Source organism: Herbaspirillum sp. FG34 (assembly GCF_057809315.1).
Genome location: NZ_JBMDJS010000004.1, coordinates 293,730 through 309,134 on the forward strand (window position 1 = coordinate 293,730; position 15,405 = coordinate 309,134).

Below are 15,405 nucleotides of genomic sequence, written 5' to 3' on the forward strand. Positions count from 1 at the left end.
ACCGCGAACATAGGAGAACGTCATGTTCGGAACCATGAAACGCGGGGCCAACGCCTACGCAAATATCGGCGTGGAAACCGGGGTGGTTGCGGCCAGCCCGCACAAGCTCATCACCATGCTCTTCGACGGGGCACTGGTGGCCATCGCACTGGGCAGGAAGTCCATGGGCGAGGGCAACATCAAGGACAAGGGCGAATCCATCACCAAGGCCATCCTGATCATCGACAACGGCCTGCGCGCCAGCCTGAACAAGGAAGTCGGCGGCGAACTGGCGCTCAATCTCGATTCGCTCTATGAATACATGAGCCGCCGCCTGTTCGAGGCCAACGCGACCAACAACCCGGCCATCCTCGACGAGATCCACGGACTGCTTGAGGATATCCGTTCCGCGTGGGAACAGATCGGTCCGAATGCAGCGCAGCCCGCTGCGCCGATGGCCATGGTGCAAGACGTCCCTCTCTCCAGCTTTGCAAAGGCATGACTGACATGAACGGTGACGACGTCATCGCGCTCTACGAGTCCATCTCGAAGCTGACCAACGAGATGCTGTCGGCCGCCCGTGCCGGTGACTGGGACTTGCTGGCCGCACTCGAAGCCCAGTGCGGCAAGCACATCGCCAGCCTGCGCGACAGCGAGGAACATGTCGCCCTGCCCGAGCCGCTGCGCCATCGCAAGGTCGACATCATCAAGAAGATCCTCGAAGACGACCGCGACATCCGCAACCTCACCGAACCGGGATTGCGCAAACTGTCGGCAATGATCCAGAGCAACCAGACCGAACAGAAGCTCCTCAATACCTACGGCATGGGTAGTTGACCATGTTGCCGCGGGCCGATATTGCCAGCGCCGTCCAGCCCGTCAATCCTGTCGAAGCGGCGACCGCCGTCGTTTCGGTTGCCGATGCGCGGCAGGAAGCCTTCAGTCGCCTGGCCCAGATTGCGGTGGGCCAGCAGATGTCGGGCCGCATCCTCTCCAATTTCAACGACGGCACCTTCCTGGTGCGCATCGCCAATACGGCCGCGCGCATGGTGCTGCCCAACAGCGCCAAGGTAGGCGATACCCTGACCCTGACGCTGGTCTCGAAGGATCCCCGCCCGACTTTCTCGGTCAACGAAGGCAGCATCCACCCTGACGAGGAAAGCGCCTCCGTGGCCTTGAGCAGTGCCGGGCGCGCGATGCAGAAGGATCTGAAGTCGCTGCAGTTCGTTACCCGCGACGAAAGCGGTGCGGGACAGATCGCGCAGAACGAGGATATCGCTGCCGATGCCCAGGCCAAGGGCCCACGCCAGGGGCAATCGGGCGCTCCCGCCAGTACCACCACCACGCTCAGCCATGCCGGCCGTCTGATCGACACGCTGTTGCACGCATCCCAACAGGGCGACGTGGCCGATCACATCAATGCGGCCACCCCCTTGCTGCCCAAGGCCGGGGTCGCCCCCGAACAGATGGCCGCAGCCTTGAAGGATGCCATTGCCAACAGCGGCGTCTTCTACGAGTCGCACGTGGCCGCCTGGGCCGCCGGCCAGCGTCCGGCCGCAGACCTGATGAAGGAACCGCAAGCCCAGGTCGCTGCGCGACAGGGTGGCGACATCAATCTGCTCAGCGACAGCGATCCCTCCCAGAATCAGCTGGGACAAATCATCAACCTCCAGCTCAACGCCCTGGAACAGCAGCGCGTGGTCTGGCACGGCGAAGTCTGGCCCGGCCAGAAGATGGAATGGGAAATCAATCAGGAACAGGGCCAGAACAGCCGCGAACAAGCCGGCGCCGAGGACGAGAACACGCCCACCTGGCATAGCGTGGTGCGCTTCAACTTTGCCCACCTGGGCAGCGTCTCGGCCTCGATCCGGTTGATTGGTCAGCAGATCCACGTACAGGTGAAAGCCGACAACGAAGCCGCCGCCGCTGCCCTGCGCGGCAACAGCGCGCTGTTTTCCGGTGCCATGGCGGCTGCCGGCACCTCCCTGGACTCACTGATTGTCAAGCAAGCCGATGGAGAAACCTAATATCCCCCTGCAAAACGCCGTGGCCCTGGCCTACAACGCCAGCCAGGCAGCCCCGCAGGTGGTGGCCAAGGGCCGCGGCCTGGTGGCCGAAGCCATCATTGCGCGGGCGCGCGATGCGGGCGTCTATGTCCATGAATCCAAGGAGCTGGTCTCACTGCTGATGCAGGTCGAACTGGACCAGCAGATCCCCCCTGCCCTGTACCGCACCGTGGCGGAATTGCTGGCCTGGCTATATCGTATTGAAAATATGCAATTAAGCGGGTCAGTGATGTATGATACGGGGTTAAATTATTCCAACAAATCCTCAGGGGAAAGCGATCCCACTCGCTGAATTCACACGTACAAGACGCACAGATGGCTAACCACGACGAGATCGACGACGACAGCCCATACCGGGTTCATTCACGGAGGGAGATCATTGCCCTGCTGACCAGCATGATGGAGAAGAACCAGCTCCTGAGCCTGCTGATCAAGGGCGGATCCGAGTCCGTGATCACTTCCATTCTGGAAGTCGATGACGATGACGACTCGCTCATCATCGACGCCGCCCCCAGCGCCATGCTCAACGAGAGCATCGTATCGAGCAAGCGCATCAATTTCGAGGCGCTCTACAACAGCATCCGCATTACCTTTGCCGTCGACGGCGCACGCCAGGTCGAATACCAGAGCCGCCCGGCGTTGCGGGTCGATATCCCCGAAAGCCTGGTGCGCCTGCAGCGCCGCGAGTATTTCCGCATCCCCACGCCGATCGCCAAGCCGCTGCGCTGCACTTTCCGCATCACCCAGCCGGATGGCTCCTTCATCACGGTCGTTACGCTGCTCAACAATATCAGCGCCGGCGGCGTGGGCATCACCGACGAAAAGAAGCTGCTCCCCACCACTCCGGGCGTGACCTACGAAGATTGCCAACTGGAACTGGGTGACAACACCCTGGTATCGGTCAAGCTGCAGGTGCGCGACTGCAAGGAATTCAAGATGACCAATGGCAAGGTGGTCAATCGCTTCGGTCTGCAGTTCATCGACATCCCGCGTACGGTACTGGCCGCGATCCAGCGCTTCATCACCAAGCTGGAACGCGAACAGAACGCCAAGGCCTCAGGCATGATGTAAGCCGGTGCGCCCCGCCGGGCGCGCCAGTGACAAAACACCCCAGCAACCGGATCACCGGTTCTGGGGTGTTTTGTCATGCACGACCGCCCCTTGCCAGGGGCGACCTCAAGCAGAAAACTTCACACCTGCATGGTCATGATGTCACGGTAAGCCGAGACCAGCTTGTTGCGCACCTGGATACTGGTCTGGAAGGAAATGTTGGCTTTCTGCGAAGCGATCATCACATCCGACAGGTTCACGTTGTCATCCCCCATGGCGAAGGCCTGCGACATCTTGGCCGCCTTCTGCTGAGAATCGTTGACCTGGTCGATCGCGCCCTTGAGCACGTCGGCAAAATCCACCCGCTGGGCCGGTTTTTCGGCTGCCACGCTGCTCTGAACCGGGTCCACACCCCCTTGGGCGCGGGCCGCTGCCGCCTTCAGCTGGGCTACCATTGCTTCGATCTTGCTGGTGTCGATCACGCTGTCAATTGCCATTTCCCACCTCTTGAGTTCATTTTGCCGCCTGGCAAAAGTACCACGCGCACCTTCGCCATCTACAGCAGCACCTTAACACTGCTGCATTGACAAATCGCACCAATAAGCGGGGAATTTGCCATTCTGTTCGGCCGATCAAATTCCCGCTACCAACGGACAATCCACACTGAGCAAAAAACCTCACAAAGGTAGGCAGTGATCAAAGTATTCATCAAGCTGGCAATCGAGGGAACGCCAGAGGGGAAATCATGGCGGTAGCAGCCGACGGCACGATGACCGGCGAGACCAACAATTCGGGCGAACTCGGCAACAACGAGGGCATGCCCCAGGGGCAGTCCGCCCAGGGCGGCATGATGGGCTACGCCCGTTCGCCCCAGGGCAAGCGTATTCTGCTCATCATTGCCGCCGCCGCGACTCTGGCGCTGATGGCCGGCATCTGGCTGTGGAGCCAGAAGGTCGAGTATCGCGTCCTGTTCGCCAACTTCAATGACCGCGACGGTGGCGCCATCGTGGCCTCGTTGCAGCAGATGAACGTGCCCTACAAGTATTCCGAAGGCGGCACGGCCATCCTGGTGCCCGAAAACATGGTGCATGACGCGCGCCTGAAACTGGCCGCCCAGGGCCTGCCCAAGGGTGGCAATGTCGGCTTCGAGCTGATGGAGAACCAGAAGCTGGGCATTTCCCAGTTCCTGGAACAAGTCAATTTCCAGCGCGCCCTGGAAGGCGAACTGGCGCGCTCGGTAGAATCCCTGGCGCCGGTCCAGACCGCCCGTGTGCACCTGGCCCTGCCCAAAGCCTCGGTGTTCGTGCGCGACCAGCAAAAGCCGACCGCCTCGGTGATCCTGAGCCTCTATCCGGGCCGCTACCTCGATCAGCAACAGGTCAGTGCCGTCGTGCACCTGGTCGCCAGCAGCGTCCCCGAGCTCTCGCCCAAGGCCGTGACCATCGTCGACCAGAACGGCAATCTGCTCTCCGACACCACCAAGCAAGGCCAGACCAACACCCTCGATCCGACCCAGCTGAAGTATGTCCAGGATCTGCAGCAGGACATCGTCAAGCGCGTCGAATCCATCATTGCACCCATCGTCGGTAACGGCAACGTGCGTGCCGAGGCCACGGCCGATGTGGACTTCTCCCGCTCCGAGCAGGCTTCCGAAGCCTACAAGCCCAATCAGACCCGCGACACCGCCGCCGTTCGCAGCAAGCAGAGCAGCGAGTCCAACAGCGCCACCTCCGGCACGTCGGGCGTACCCGGCGCGCTGACCAACCAGCCCCCTGCCCCGGCCACCGCCCAGATCGTCAATCCGGCGGCCGCCAATGGTGCAGCCAACCAGAATACTGCGGCCACGCCCAATGGCGCAGCACCGACTCCTGCGGCCAGCGGCAATTCGCGCAAAGATGAGACCATCAACTACGAGGTCGACAAGACGGTGCGCTACACCCAGCAACCCATGGGTGGCGTGCGTCGCCTGACGGTGGCCGTGGTGGTGAACTACAAGCGCACCCTGGACAACACCGGCAAGATCGTCATGCGCCCGCTGACCGAAGCCGAGCGCAACCAGATCACCGATCTGGTCAAGGAGGCGATGGGTTACAACAAGGATCGCGGCGACTCGCTCAACGTGGTCAACACCCAGTTCAGCACCGACATGGAACCGGAAGTGCCGCTGTGGAAGCAGCCGGGCATGATCGAACTGGCCAAGGAAATCGGCAAGTACGTGCTGGTGGCCGCGGTCCTGCTGTTCCTCTACTTCCGCGTGCTGCGCCCCATCGTCTGGAAGCTGTCGGGCCGCGAAGAACGCGAACGTCTGGCCAAGGAAAAGGCCGAGGCCGAAGCCGCCGCCGCTGCCGCAGCGGTTGCCGCCGGCTTCGATCCGGACGATCCGGACGCCATCGTCAACCTCTCCGGCGAGCCGGCAGTGGACGAACGTGCCCAGTACAAGGCCAATCTGGAAACCGCCAAGCAGTGGGCCAAGAATGATCCGAAACTGGTGGCAAGCATCATCAAGTCATGGGTGAACAATGAGTAACGACGGCGTTCAAAAAGGCGCCATCCTGATGCTCGCCCTGGGCGAGGATGAGGCCGCCGAAGTCATGAAATATCTGGGTCCGAAAGAGGTCCAGAAGCTGGGCGCGGCCATGTCGGCCCTGCGCAATGTCAGCTTCGAAGAAATCAACGAAGTGCTGGAAGCCTTCGTCGCCGAGACCGGCCAGGCCTCCTCGCTGGGACTGGATTCGGACGAATACATCCGTAGCGTGCTGACCAAGGCCCTGGGCGACGACAAGGCCACCTCCCTGCTCAACCGCATCCTGGGCGGACGCGATGCGTCCGGCATCGAAAGCCTCAAGTGGATGGACGCGCAGTCGGTGGCCGAGCTCATCCGCAACGAACACCCGCAGATCATCGCCACCATCCTGGTCCACCTGGAGCGCGACCATGCCTGCGGCATCATCAACAATTTCACGGAACGTTTGCGCAACGACGTCATCCTTCGTATTGCAACTCTGGACGGCGTGCAGCCGGCCGCGTTGCGCGAACTCAATGACGTGTTGACCAAGCTGCTGACCGGCAACGAAAGCCTCAAGAAGCAACAGATGGGCGGCATCCGTACTGCGGCCGAGATCCTCAACTTCATGTCGGGCGAGAACGAGACCTCGGTGATGAACAACCTGCGCTCCTACGACGAGGACATGGCGCAGAAGATCATGGACGAGATGTTCGTCTTCGAGAACATCATCGATATCGACGGCCGCGGCATCCAGCTGCTGCTGCGCGAAGTCCAGTCCGAGTCGCTGATCGTGGCCCTCAAGGGTGCCTCGCAAGGCCTGCGCGACAAGATCTTCGCCAACATGTCGCAGCGTGCGGCCGAGATGATGAAGGAAGACCTGGAGTCCAAGGGACCGGTGCGCCTGTCCGAAGTAGATGCGCAACAGAAGGCCATTCTGCAGATCGTGCGCCGCCTGGCCGACGAAGGCCAGATCGTGCTGGGTGCCAAGGGCGAGGACGCGTTCATCTGATGCACTTGAAGCGGTCCATGCAGGATGCTGTCGGCATGCCGGCCTGAGGAGTCAAAGAAGCCATGCGTGCAAAGATCATACCCAAGGAAGAGATGACGCCCTACCAGCGCTGGGAGCTGGCGTCCTTCAACGAAGAGCCCGAACCGGAGCCGGAACCGCTGCCGGAAGAGGAAGAGTTTCTGGAAGAACCGCCGCCAGTCCCCCAACTGACGGCCGAGCAGCTCGACGCCATCCGCGAGGCCGCACGCCAGGAGGGCTTTGCCGAAGGCCGCGGGCACGGCCTGCAGGCCGGCCGCTCGGAGGGCTATATGGCCGGATTGCAGCAAGGCCAGCAGGAAGTCAACGAAGTCATCCAGCACTTCCGCCAGATCGCCGTCAACTTCAGCACCGAAGTCTCCCAGTGCAGCGAAAAGATGGCCCCCGAACTGCTGGACCTGGCACTGGACCTGGCCAAGTCCATGTTGAAGACGGCCTTGAACGTGCGCCCCGAACTGATCCTGCCGACGGTGAGTGCCGCCATCCACGCCCTGCCCGTGCTGCAACTGCCGGCCAGCCTGACACTGCACCCGGACGATGCCGCGCTGGTGCGCAAGCACCTGGGCGAAGAACTGGCCCAGCAAGGCTGGAAGATCGAGGAAGACGCCCTGCTCGACCGCGGCGGCTGCCGTGTCGAAACCCGCACCAACCAGATCGATGCCACCACCCAGACGCGCTGGCAGCGTCTGGGCGAGTCGCTGTCCAAGCAGCTCGACTGGCTGGAATGAGGTGTCCGCCGTGATACCGACCTGAACGGGAGACCCGCATGAACTCCCCGATGCCATCCCATAGCAGCCTGTGGCAAGCCTATCTGCACAACTGTCGCAGCCTGGTGGCCATGGCCGAGCCTACCCGCACAGCCGGGCGCATCACGCGCGTGGCCGGACTGGTGATGGAAGCGGTCGGACTGAAGCTTCCTGTGGGCAGCCCCTGCAATGTGCCGCTGCCCAACGGCACGATGATCGAAGCCGAAGTCGTCGGTTTTCAAGATGAACGTTTGTTCCTGATGCCGCAGAGCGATGTCGAAGGCATCGTTCCCGGCACCCGCGTCTATCCCGTCGAACCGGTGCGTCCACCGCCGCGCACCGGCCCCATCAGCTTCACCCCGCGCCGCGCCGACGAGCACAGCCGCCGCCTGCCGGTCGGTGACGAACTGCTGGGCCGCGTGCTCGACGGTGCCGGTCGGCCGCTGGACAATCTGGGCCCCCTGCATACCGAACGCTCGGCCCCGCTGGCCGTGCGCGCCGCCAACCCGCTGGGACGCGCACCGATCCGCGACATCCTGGACACCGGCATTCGCGCCATCAACACCATGCTTACCGTGGGACGGGGCCAGCGCATGGGCCTGTTCGCCGGCTCCGGCGTAGGCAAGAGCGTGCTGCTGGGCATGATGGCGCGCTATACCAGCGCCGATGTGATCGTGGTCGGGCTGATCGGTGAGCGCGGCCGCGAAGTGAAGGAATTCATCGAACAGATCCTCGGTGCCGAGGGCCTGGCACGCTCGGTGGTGGTGGCTGCACCGGCCGACACCCCGCCGCTCATGCGCCTGCAGGGCGCCGCGTATTGCACTTCCATTGCCGAGTATTTCCGCGACCAGGGCAAGGATGTGCTGCTGATCATGGATTCGCTGACCCGTTACGCCATGGCGCAGCGCGAAATTGCCCTGGCCATCGGCGAGCCGCCGGCCACCAAGGGCTACCCGCCCTCGGTCTTCGCCAAGCTGCCGGCCCTGGTGGAACGCGCCGGCAATGGCGATGAGGGAGGCGGCTCCATCACCGCCTTCTACACCGTGCTGACCGAAGGCGACGACCAGCAGGACCCGATCGCCGATGCCGCCCGCGCCATCCTGGACGGCCACATCGTGCTCAACCGCCAGCTGGCCGAAGCCGGCCACTATCCGGCCATCGACATCGAGCAATCCATCAGCCGTGCCATGCACAGCATTACCGACGCCGACCATCAGCGCCGTTCACGCCATCTGAAGCAATTGTATTCACGTTTCCAGCGCAACCGCGACCTCATCAGCGTGGGCGCCTATGCCGCCGGCAGCGATCCGATCCTGGATGAAGCCATTGCCTTGTTGCCAAGAATGGAAGCCTTTTTGCAGCAAGGCATCCATGAGCAAGCCGATGTATCAGAGAGCTTGAGGCAACTTACCGCTCTATTCGGGTGATTGAGCGCGCATCCTCAAAAATATAATCAGAGCGATCATGGCTACTCCCTCCGCACTTGATACGCTGATTGAATTGGCGACCAAAGAGACCGACGAAGCGACCAAGCGCCTCGGTCGGGCTATTCGCGTGAGTGAAGAAGCACAGCAGAAGCTGGGCATCCTGCAGCAATACCGCGACGATTACGCCGCGCGCTTCCAGGAAACACTGACCAATGGCCTGACTGCGCTGGCCTATCGCAATTTCCAGTTGTTCCTGGAAAAGATCGACAACGCCATCGACGGCCAGGTCAACGTGGTACAAAGCAGCCAGCAGCGTGTGGCCGAAGCCCGTGCAGCATGGCAGGCCTGCGAGCGCAAGCGCATGTCCTATGACACCCTGGCCACCCGCGCCCGGGACCAGGAGCAGCGCAAGGAAAACAAGCGCGACCAGAAGTCCATGGACGAGCATGCCGCCCGCATCAGTTTCTACAAGCGCTGAGCGCTCAAACGCCCGGCCACGCAATACCGAAACCGTACGCAACGCACCACAACCCGCATCCTAGAGCAGCAGACAGCACTTACCGACAGGCCCACCATCATGAACACTTCCCTGCCGTTGTTGAACGTGATTACCGGCTCCCAGGCCGCCACAGGCGCGCGCTCGGGCAATCCTGCCGACAGCTTCTCGGCCGATGTCCCCTTCAACCAGGTGCTCAACAGCCAGGTCAGCACGCGCGTGCAGGACAACCAGGCCCAGGCGCGCCAGGCCCAGCAGAACGCCGACAACCAGGCCGCCAATGCCCAGGCTGCGGCCAAACAGGCGGCCGCCAGTCAATCGGCTGCCAGCCAGCAATCCCCCAACGCCGCCAACAGCGCCAGTCACGCCGGCAAGAGCGACGGCAGTGACGAGAGCAGCCAGGTCAGCGACAAGGACAAGGACGAAGACGGCAGCGACACCACCACCCAGGCCTCGGCCGAACTGCTGGCCCTGGTGGCCAACATCGCCCAGAACGCCGTCAAGCCCGGCGATGGCAAGGCCAAGGGCGAGAGCAGCGAGGCCGACCTGCTGGCCCAGGCCAAGCGCGGCGGTGGCAAGCTGTCCCTGGCGGATCAGCAGCAAGCCCTGGCCGAAGACAAGCAAGGCAAGCTCGATCCGACCGCCCTGCAGGATGCCCTGGCTGCCGCCAGAGGCAAGCAGGGTGCCGCCGCCGGCGAACTGGCCGGCAAGAGCAACGCCGAGGCCAACCCGCCCCAGCAAAACGGCCACGGCAAGGACGGCAAGCCAGCCATCGACCTCAGCGCCGCCGCCAAGGCCGAGCCCAAGGAAGATGCCAGCGCCCTGGCCGCACGTGCCCAGCTGAACAAGACCGCGCCCGAGATGGCAGCGCCTGCCCGACAGGACCAGGCCCAGGCGGCCCCGCAGCCGCTGGCCCTGCCCGTCATGCAGCAAACCGCTGCGGCCAACCAGACGCAGGCCGTGTTCGCCCCGGCCTACAGCGACAAGATCCAGTCCAACGTCGGCAGCGCCGGCTGGAACCAGGCCCTGGGCACCAAGATCACCTGGATGGCCACCGCCGGCATGCAGAGTGCCTCGCTGAGCCTGAACCCGCCGGACCTGGGCCCGATGCAGGTGGTCCTGAACGTGCACAACCAACAAGCCGATGCCACCTTCATCACCGCCCAGCCGGAAGTGAAGCAGGCGCTGGAAGCGGCCCTGCCCAAGCTGCGCGAAATGATGGACCAGGCCGGCATCCAGCTCGGCCAGGCCAATGTCCAGACCGGCATGCCCAACCAGCATCAGGGGGCAGGCAATGGCCAGCAGCAGGCGCGCAGCGGGTCCTCCTCCAGCTTCGGCAAGGAACAGGAGGGCGACGTCGCCCTCAGCGGCAGCGTCACGGCAGCCGCAACCTCCAGTGGACTGGGCCTGGTCGATACCTTCGTGTAAGCGCCGAGACCGGAAACCTTAAAAAACATGCAATTTTCGTCCGTGCGGGACTCAACAATGCGATTTGGCTGCCGATAAGCAGATAAGCCCTCAACCCGCGCTGACGAACTGAAAGGAATAGTAGATGGCAACAAAAGGAAAAGCCCCGGCCAAGGGAGCTGAAGCAGAAGCAGCACCGGCAAAATCCAGCAAGAAGATGCTCTTCATCATCATCGGTGTCGTGCTGGTACTGGTGATCGGTGGTGCAGCAGCTTTCTTCATGATGGGTGGCAAGGGCAAGAAGGGTGAGGATCATGCCGAAGAAAAGGTCGAGGCCAAGGCGCCGACCTTCGTGGTGATCGAACCCTTTGTGGTGAACCTGCAGCAGGAAACCGGCGACCAGTACCTGCAAGTGGCCATGACCCTGCAGGTGCCCGACAGCCAGACCGCCGAAGCCCTCAAGCTGTACATGCCCCAGGTGCGCAGCCGCCTGCTGATGGTGCTCTCCAGCAAGAAGGCGTCCGAACTGCTCACCAGCGAAGGCAAGCGCCGTCTGACCGACGAGATCATCGACCAACTGGGCGAGCCGTTCTCGGGCAAGGGCAAGGGACCGCAGATCACCGACGTGTTCTACACCTCGTTCGTGATCCAACAGCAGTAACACCGTATCGAAGTCAGAGATCGTCGACCATGGCCGAGCATTTTCTATCACAGGAAGAAGTCGATGCCCTTTTGAAGGGCGTGACGGGAGATGAAGACGAAGAAAAAATCGTCGAAGAAGCTCCTGGTACGGTACGTACCTACAACCTGGCCACGCAGGAACGCATCGTGCGTGGGCGCATGCCCACGCTGGAAATCATCAACGAGCGTTTCGCGCGTCTGTTCCGCATCGGCTTGTTCAACTTCATTCACCGTACCGCCGAGATCTCGGTCGGTCCGGTGAAGGTGTCCAAGTACAGTGAATTCATCCGCAACCTGGTGGTCCCGACCAACCTGAACCTGGTCCACATCAAGCCCTTCCGTGGCATCGGGCTGGTGGTGTTCGACCCGCAGTTCGTGTTCATGCTGGTGGACAACATGTTCGGCGGCGATGGTCGCTTCCATACCCGCATCGAAGGCCGCGAATTCACGCCCACCGAGCAGCGCATCATCATGCGCGTGCTGGAGATCACCTTCGAGACCTACGCCAAGTCGTGGGAACCGATCTATCCGATCGAATTCGAATTCATCCGCTCGGAAATGAATACCCAGTTCGCCAACATCGCCACGCCCAACGAAGTGGTGGTCTCGACCACCTTCACCGTCGAGCTGGGGCCGGTGTCGGGCGAGATCCACATCTGCACGCCCTACTCGATGATCGAGCCGGTGCGTGACCGTCTCACCAGCAGCATGCAGGGCGAAGCGCTGGAAGTGGACAAGCGCTGGATCCGCCTGATGAAGCAGCAGATCCAGACCGCCGAGGTCGAACTGATCGTCAATTTCGGTACTGCCCGAGTCAATTTCACCGATCTGCTGAACATGCAGGTCGGCGACGTCATCGCGCTGCAGACCAATACGACCGTCGAGGCACAGGTTGACGGCGTACCGGTGATGGAATGCAGCTATGGCCAGTCCAATGGTCAATACGCCCTGCGCGTGGAGAAACTGCTGTCCATCACCCATCAAGAAACACCGGAAAGCTTTCAAGGAGATTAGCAATGGCTGATGAGAACGTAGCAGGCGCAGGCGCAGCGGAAGACGATCCGTGGGGCGCGGCCATGGCCGAGCAGAGCGAGGCCGAAGAGGCGCAGAAAAAAGGCGAGATGGAAGACGAGAAAGGCATCACCGCAGCCCCTGCGATGGCCACCGTCTTCAAGGACCTGAGTGCGGCCGATATCAAGACCAATACCCCCAACGACATCGACTTCATCCTCGATATCCCGGTACAACTCACCGTGGAACTGGGCCGCACCAAGATCGCCATCAAGAACCTGCTGCAACTGGCGCAGGGCTCGGTGGTGGAACTCGATGGCATGGCCGGTGAACCGATGGACGTACTGGTCAACGGCTGCCTGATCGCACAAGGCGAAGTGGTGGTGGTCAACGACAAGTTCGGTATCCGCCTGACCGACATCATCACGCCGGCCGAACGCATTCGCAAGCTCAACCGCTGAGCGCAATGACTTCCGTTTCATGAGACGTATTTACGCAGCATCGATGAGACAAGCCTTGCGTCAGTCCCGGGCGGACCTGGTGTCCGCCCTGATCTTTCTGGGCGGCAGTCTGGCTGTCACGGCCCAAAGCCGGGCCGACAACACCACCGCCGGCAGCGTCGCTGTCCCGGCACCGGCAGCAGCCGGCGCTCTTCCCTCCTCCACCGGCAGTGTCTTGACCATGCTCTTGGGGCTGGTCGCGGTACTGGCCGTGATGGCCGCAGTCGCCTGGCTGTTCAAGCGCTTCGGCCTGGCCAGCGGCATGAGCGGCAACGCCGTGGCCAAGGTCGTCGGCGGCGTGTCGGTGGGTACCCGCGAGCGGGTGATGGTGGTCGAAGTCGGCGACCAGTGGATCGTGGTCGGTGTGGCTCCCGGTCGGGTCAATGCCCTGGCCACCCTGCCGCGCCAGGAAGGCGTGGCGGCCCAACCGGTCACGGCCGGACCGGCCTTTGCCACCTGGCTCAAGCACACCATGGACAAACGAAATGGCGGTACCGGCAACGGCGACCGTCCGGGTAATGATGGCAGCACATCCTAAGCCGCGAGGCACACTCTCTTTCCTGCGCCACCGCACCGCCGCGTTGCTGCGCAGCCCCTACTGGTGGCTGGCGCTGCTGTGCCTGCCGCTGGCGGCCTCGGCCCAGCAGGGCCTGCCCGCGCTCAACAGCATGCCCGCCCCAGGCGGCGGCACGAATTATTCGCTGCCGATCCAGACCATGCTGTTGCTCACTTCGCTGTCGTTCATTCCGGCGGCGATGCTGATGATGACCTCGTTCACCCGCATCGTGATCGTGCTGTCCTTGCTGCGCCAGGCACTGGGCACCCAGTCCACGCCACCCACGCAGGTGCTGGTCGGGTTGTCGCTGTTCCTGACCTTCTTCGTGATGAGTCCGGTGTTCGACCGCATCTACACCGAGGCCTACCAGCCCTTCTCGGAAAACAAGATCCAGATGATGGAAGCGCTCGACAAGGGGGCCGCACCGCTCAAGGAATTCATGCTCAAGCAGACCCGCCAGGCCGACCTGGCACTGTATGTGAAGCTCTCGCGCGGACCGGCCCTGCAAGGCCCGGAAGACGTGCCGCTGCGCCTGCTGGTACCGGCCTTCGTTACCAGTGAACTGAAGACCGCTTTCCAGATCGGCTTTGCCATCTTCATTCCCTTCCTCATCATCGACATGGTGGTGGCCAGCATCCTGATGTCGATGGGCATGATGATGATGTCCCCGGCCATCGTCTCGCTGCCCTTCAAGCTGATGCTGTTCGTGCTGGTGGACGGATGGCAGTTGCTGATCGGCTCCCTGGCCCAGAGTTTCTACTAGTCGCCGACCAAGGCAAGGATCACTATGACACCCGAAAGCGTCATGACCATGGGCCGCCAGGCCATCGAAGTCACCCTCCTGGTCGCGGCCCCGATGCTGCTCACTGCCCTGTTCATCGGACTGCTGGTGAGCATCTTCCAGGCCGCGACCCAGATCAACGAGCAGACCCTGGCCTTCATCCCCAAGCTGGTCGGCGTGTTCCTGGCCATGATCATCGCCGGTCCCTGGATGCTGACCATCATCCTCGATTACATGCACACCATGTTCAGCGGCATCCCCGCCATGGTCCAGTAGCACGCCCGCGCGCGGGGCCGCCGCCCTGCGCTTGCCGACCATGCTCACCTTCTCCAGCCAGCAGCTCTATGCCTGGGTCGCCATGTTCATCTGGCCGACCACGCGCATCCTAGGATTGCTCTCCATTGCGCCGCCTTTCGGCAGCACCAGTGTCCCCATGCTGGTGAAGGTGCTGCTGGGCATTGCCATCGGCGCGGTGCTGGCACCGGATGTGCCGGTGCCGCCGGCCATCGATCCGATGTCGATGACGGGCCTGCTGATCCTGTTGCAGCAACTGCTGATCGGTCTGTCCATGGGCTTTGCCATGCGTATCGTCTTTGCCGCCGTGGAGGCCGCCGGGGAGCTGACCAGCTCGACCATGGGCTTGTCCTTCGCGGCCTTCTTCGATCCCCAGACACAGGGGCGTACAGCCGTCATTGGCCAGGTTTTCTCGCTGCTGGCGACCATGGTCTTCCTGAGCCTGAATGGCCACCTGGTGTTGCTGCAGGTGATGGCCGAAAGCTTTCACACCCTGCCCATCACCGGCGTACCGATCACCACCGAAGGCTTCCATCAACTGGGCCTGTGGGGCGCCAAGGTATTCAGCATGGGGGTGCAATTGTCGCTACCGCTGCTCATCGCCCTGCTCATCACCAACTTTGCCCTGGGTATCCTTACCCGTGCGGCTCCCCAACTGAATCTGTTCGGCATCGGGTTTTCGATTACCATGCTGGCTGGCTTCGTCCTGATCGCCTTGGCCCTGCCCTACATGCTCACCCCCTTGCAGCGCTTCCTGGTCGAGGGCGTGGAGATGGTGCGGCTGCTGGGCAGCGTACCGCCGGTCAATGCCTTGCCCAGGCCCTGAGGCCGGCAACCTCCGCTTGCACAAAATTTACGTC

19 protein-coding genes are annotated in these 15,405 nt (G+C 62.4%); 18 read left to right on the forward strand and 1 reads right to left on the reverse strand.

Annotation, left to right across the window (positions count from 1 at the left end; translation table 11 throughout):
• The first annotated feature begins 22 nt into the window (after positions 1 to 22).
• The 5 genes from fliS to ACODSZ_RS07500 are packed head-to-tail and all read left to right on the forward strand — an operon-like array spanning position 23 to position 3,116.
• The gene (fliS, locus tag ACODSZ_RS07480) at positions 23 to 481 is read left to right on the forward strand and encodes a flagellar export chaperone FliS (protein WP_175342448.1); all 459 of its coding nucleotides are present in this window, start codon (positions 23 to 25) and stop codon (positions 479 to 481) included.
• Between the two features lie 5 nt (positions 482 to 486).
• Positions 487 to 816, forward strand: coding sequence for a flagellar protein FliT (locus ACODSZ_RS07485; protein ID WP_175342608.1), 330 nt, complete (start codon positions 487 to 489; stop codon positions 814 to 816).
• Positions 817 to 818: 2 nt separating this feature from the next.
• Complete coding sequence (gene fliK, locus ACODSZ_RS07490; protein ID WP_241821527.1) at positions 819 to 2,006, forward strand: flagellar hook-length control protein FliK; 1,188 nt, start codon at positions 819 to 821, stop codon at positions 2,004 to 2,006.
• Positions 1,993 to 2,337 carry an EscU/YscU/HrcU family type III secretion system export apparatus switch protein gene (locus ACODSZ_RS07495; RefSeq protein ID WP_034350237.1) on the forward strand — a complete coding sequence of 115 codons (345 nt, stop codon included), beginning with the start codon at positions 1,993 to 1,995 and terminating at the stop codon, positions 2,335 to 2,337. Before fliK ends, ACODSZ_RS07495 begins: the two co-directional genes overlap by 14 nt.
• 23 nt (positions 2,338 to 2,360) lie before the next feature.
• Positions 2,361 to 3,116 carry a flagellar brake protein gene (locus ACODSZ_RS07500; RefSeq protein ID WP_008328199.1) on the forward strand — a complete coding sequence of 252 codons (756 nt, stop codon included), beginning with the start codon at positions 2,361 to 2,363 and terminating at the stop codon, positions 3,114 to 3,116.
• A 119-nt stretch (positions 3,117 to 3,235) separates the two neighbouring features.
• On the opposite strand, the gene fliE is transcribed toward ACODSZ_RS07500, so the two are convergent.
• On the reverse strand, positions 3,236 to 3,592 hold the full coding sequence (gene fliE, locus ACODSZ_RS07505; protein WP_008328197.1) for a flagellar hook-basal body complex protein FliE: 357 nt from the start codon (positions 3,590 to 3,592) through the stop codon (positions 3,236 to 3,238).
• Positions 3,593 to 3,840: 248 nt separating this feature from the next.
• Here fliE and fliF point away from each other — a divergent pair, with 248 nt between their 5' ends.
• The 13 genes from fliF (at position 3,841) to fliR (ending at position 15,371) form a co-directional block, all read left to right on the forward strand.
• Complete coding sequence (gene fliF, locus ACODSZ_RS07510) at positions 3,841 to 5,622, forward strand: flagellar basal-body MS-ring/collar protein FliF (RefSeq protein ID WP_008328195.1); 1,782 nt, start codon at positions 3,841 to 3,843, stop codon at positions 5,620 to 5,622.
• Positions 5,615 to 6,610, forward strand: a complete 996-nt coding sequence (fliG, locus tag ACODSZ_RS07515; RefSeq protein ID WP_006462657.1) for a flagellar motor switch protein FliG — start codon at positions 5,615 to 5,617, stop codon at positions 6,608 to 6,610. Before fliF ends, fliG begins: the two co-directional genes overlap by 8 nt.
• A 62-nt stretch (positions 6,611 to 6,672) precedes the next feature.
• Positions 6,673 to 7,374 carry a flagellar assembly protein FliH gene (fliH, locus tag ACODSZ_RS07520; RefSeq protein WP_008328191.1) on the forward strand — a complete coding sequence of 234 codons (702 nt, stop codon included), beginning with the start codon at positions 6,673 to 6,675 and terminating at the stop codon, positions 7,372 to 7,374.
• A gap of 38 nt (positions 7,375 to 7,412) precedes the next feature.
• Complete coding sequence (fliI, locus tag ACODSZ_RS07525; RefSeq protein ID WP_034350235.1) at positions 7,413 to 8,819, forward strand: flagellar protein export ATPase FliI; 1,407 nt, start codon at positions 7,413 to 7,415, stop codon at positions 8,817 to 8,819.
• Positions 8,820 to 8,856: 37 nt separating this feature from the next.
• On the forward strand, positions 8,857 to 9,297 hold the full coding sequence (fliJ, locus tag ACODSZ_RS07530; protein ID WP_034350233.1) for a flagellar export protein FliJ: 441 nt from the start codon (positions 8,857 to 8,859) through the stop codon (positions 9,295 to 9,297).
• A 99-nt stretch (positions 9,298 to 9,396) separates the two neighbouring features.
• Positions 9,397 to 10,743 carry a flagellar hook-length control protein FliK gene (locus ACODSZ_RS07535; protein WP_175342445.1) on the forward strand — a complete coding sequence of 449 codons (1,347 nt, stop codon included), beginning with the start codon at positions 9,397 to 9,399 and terminating at the stop codon, positions 10,741 to 10,743.
• A 124-nt stretch (positions 10,744 to 10,867) separates the two neighbouring features.
• On the forward strand, positions 10,868 to 11,383 hold the full coding sequence (fliL, locus tag ACODSZ_RS07540; protein ID WP_008328183.1) for a flagellar basal body-associated protein FliL: 516 nt from the start codon (positions 10,868 to 10,870) through the stop codon (positions 11,381 to 11,383).
• A 29-nt stretch (positions 11,384 to 11,412) separates the two neighbouring features.
• Entirely contained in the window at positions 11,413 to 12,417 is a 1,005-nt protein-coding gene (fliM, locus tag ACODSZ_RS07545) for a flagellar motor switch protein FliM (protein WP_008328180.1), read from the forward strand.
• A 2-nt stretch (positions 12,418 to 12,419) separates the two neighbouring features.
• Complete coding sequence (gene fliN / locus ACODSZ_RS07550; RefSeq protein WP_008328178.1) at positions 12,420 to 12,875, forward strand: flagellar motor switch protein FliN; 456 nt, start codon at positions 12,420 to 12,422, stop codon at positions 12,873 to 12,875.
• A 19-nt stretch (positions 12,876 to 12,894) separates the two neighbouring features.
• The gene (gene fliO, locus ACODSZ_RS07555) at positions 12,895 to 13,452 is read left to right on the forward strand and encodes a flagellar biosynthetic protein FliO (RefSeq protein WP_008328176.1); all 558 of its coding nucleotides are present in this window, start codon (positions 12,895 to 12,897) and stop codon (positions 13,450 to 13,452) included.
• Positions 13,436 to 14,233: a flagellar type III secretion system pore protein FliP gene (gene fliP / locus ACODSZ_RS07560; RefSeq protein WP_369770097.1), complete on the forward strand. Its 798-nt coding sequence runs from the start codon at positions 13,436 to 13,438 to the stop codon at positions 14,231 to 14,233. Before fliO ends, fliP begins: the two co-directional genes overlap by 17 nt.
• A gap of 24 nt (positions 14,234 to 14,257) precedes the next feature.
• Positions 14,258 to 14,527 carry a flagellar biosynthesis protein FliQ gene (gene fliQ, locus ACODSZ_RS07565; protein ID WP_008328172.1) on the forward strand — a complete coding sequence of 90 codons (270 nt, stop codon included), beginning with the start codon at positions 14,258 to 14,260 and terminating at the stop codon, positions 14,525 to 14,527.
• Between the two features lie 40 nt (positions 14,528 to 14,567).
• Positions 14,568 to 15,371: a flagellar biosynthetic protein FliR gene (gene fliR / locus ACODSZ_RS07570; protein WP_175342444.1), complete on the forward strand. Its 804-nt coding sequence runs from the start codon at positions 14,568 to 14,570 to the stop codon at positions 15,369 to 15,371.
• The last annotated feature ends 34 nt before the right edge of the window (positions 15,372 to 15,405 follow it).

Coding starts and splice junctions, on each gene's coding strand:
- fliS (WP_175342448.1), top strand. CDS start 23: ATGTTCGGAACCATGAAACGCGGGGCCAACGCCTACGCAAATATCGGC.
- ACODSZ_RS07485 (WP_175342608.1), top strand. CDS start 487: ATGAACGGTGACGACGTCATCGCGCTCTACGAGTCCATCTCGAAGCTG.
- fliK (WP_241821527.1), top strand. CDS start 819: ATGTTGCCGCGGGCCGATATTGCCAGCGCCGTCCAGCCCGTCAATCCT.
- ACODSZ_RS07495 (WP_034350237.1), top strand. CDS start 1,993: ATGGAGAAACCTAATATCCCCCTGCAAAACGCCGTGGCCCTGGCCTAC.
- ACODSZ_RS07500 (WP_008328199.1), top strand. CDS start 2,361: ATGGCTAACCACGACGAGATCGACGACGACAGCCCATACCGGGTTCAT.
- fliE (WP_008328197.1), bottom strand. CDS start 3,592: ATGGCAATTGACAGCGTGATCGACACCAGCAAGATCGAAGCAATGGTA.
- fliF (WP_008328195.1), top strand. CDS start 3,841: ATGGCGGTAGCAGCCGACGGCACGATGACCGGCGAGACCAACAATTCG.
- fliG (WP_006462657.1), top strand. CDS start 5,615: ATGAGTAACGACGGCGTTCAAAAAGGCGCCATCCTGATGCTCGCCCTG.
- fliH (WP_008328191.1), top strand. CDS start 6,673: ATGCGTGCAAAGATCATACCCAAGGAAGAGATGACGCCCTACCAGCGC.
- fliI (WP_034350235.1), top strand. CDS start 7,413: ATGAACTCCCCGATGCCATCCCATAGCAGCCTGTGGCAAGCCTATCTG.
- fliJ (WP_034350233.1), top strand. CDS start 8,857: ATGGCTACTCCCTCCGCACTTGATACGCTGATTGAATTGGCGACCAAA.
- ACODSZ_RS07535 (WP_175342445.1), top strand. CDS start 9,397: ATGAACACTTCCCTGCCGTTGTTGAACGTGATTACCGGCTCCCAGGCC.
- fliL (WP_008328183.1), top strand. CDS start 10,868: ATGGCAACAAAAGGAAAAGCCCCGGCCAAGGGAGCTGAAGCAGAAGCA.
- fliM (WP_008328180.1), top strand. CDS start 11,413: ATGGCCGAGCATTTTCTATCACAGGAAGAAGTCGATGCCCTTTTGAAG.
- fliN (WP_008328178.1), top strand. CDS start 12,420: ATGGCTGATGAGAACGTAGCAGGCGCAGGCGCAGCGGAAGACGATCCG.
- fliO (WP_008328176.1), top strand. CDS start 12,895: ATGAGACGTATTTACGCAGCATCGATGAGACAAGCCTTGCGTCAGTCC.
- fliP (WP_369770097.1), top strand. CDS start 13,436: ATGGCAGCACATCCTAAGCCGCGAGGCACACTCTCTTTCCTGCGCCAC.
- fliQ (WP_008328172.1), top strand. CDS start 14,258: ATGACACCCGAAAGCGTCATGACCATGGGCCGCCAGGCCATCGAAGTC.
- fliR (WP_175342444.1), top strand. CDS start 14,568: ATGCTCACCTTCTCCAGCCAGCAGCTCTATGCCTGGGTCGCCATGTTC.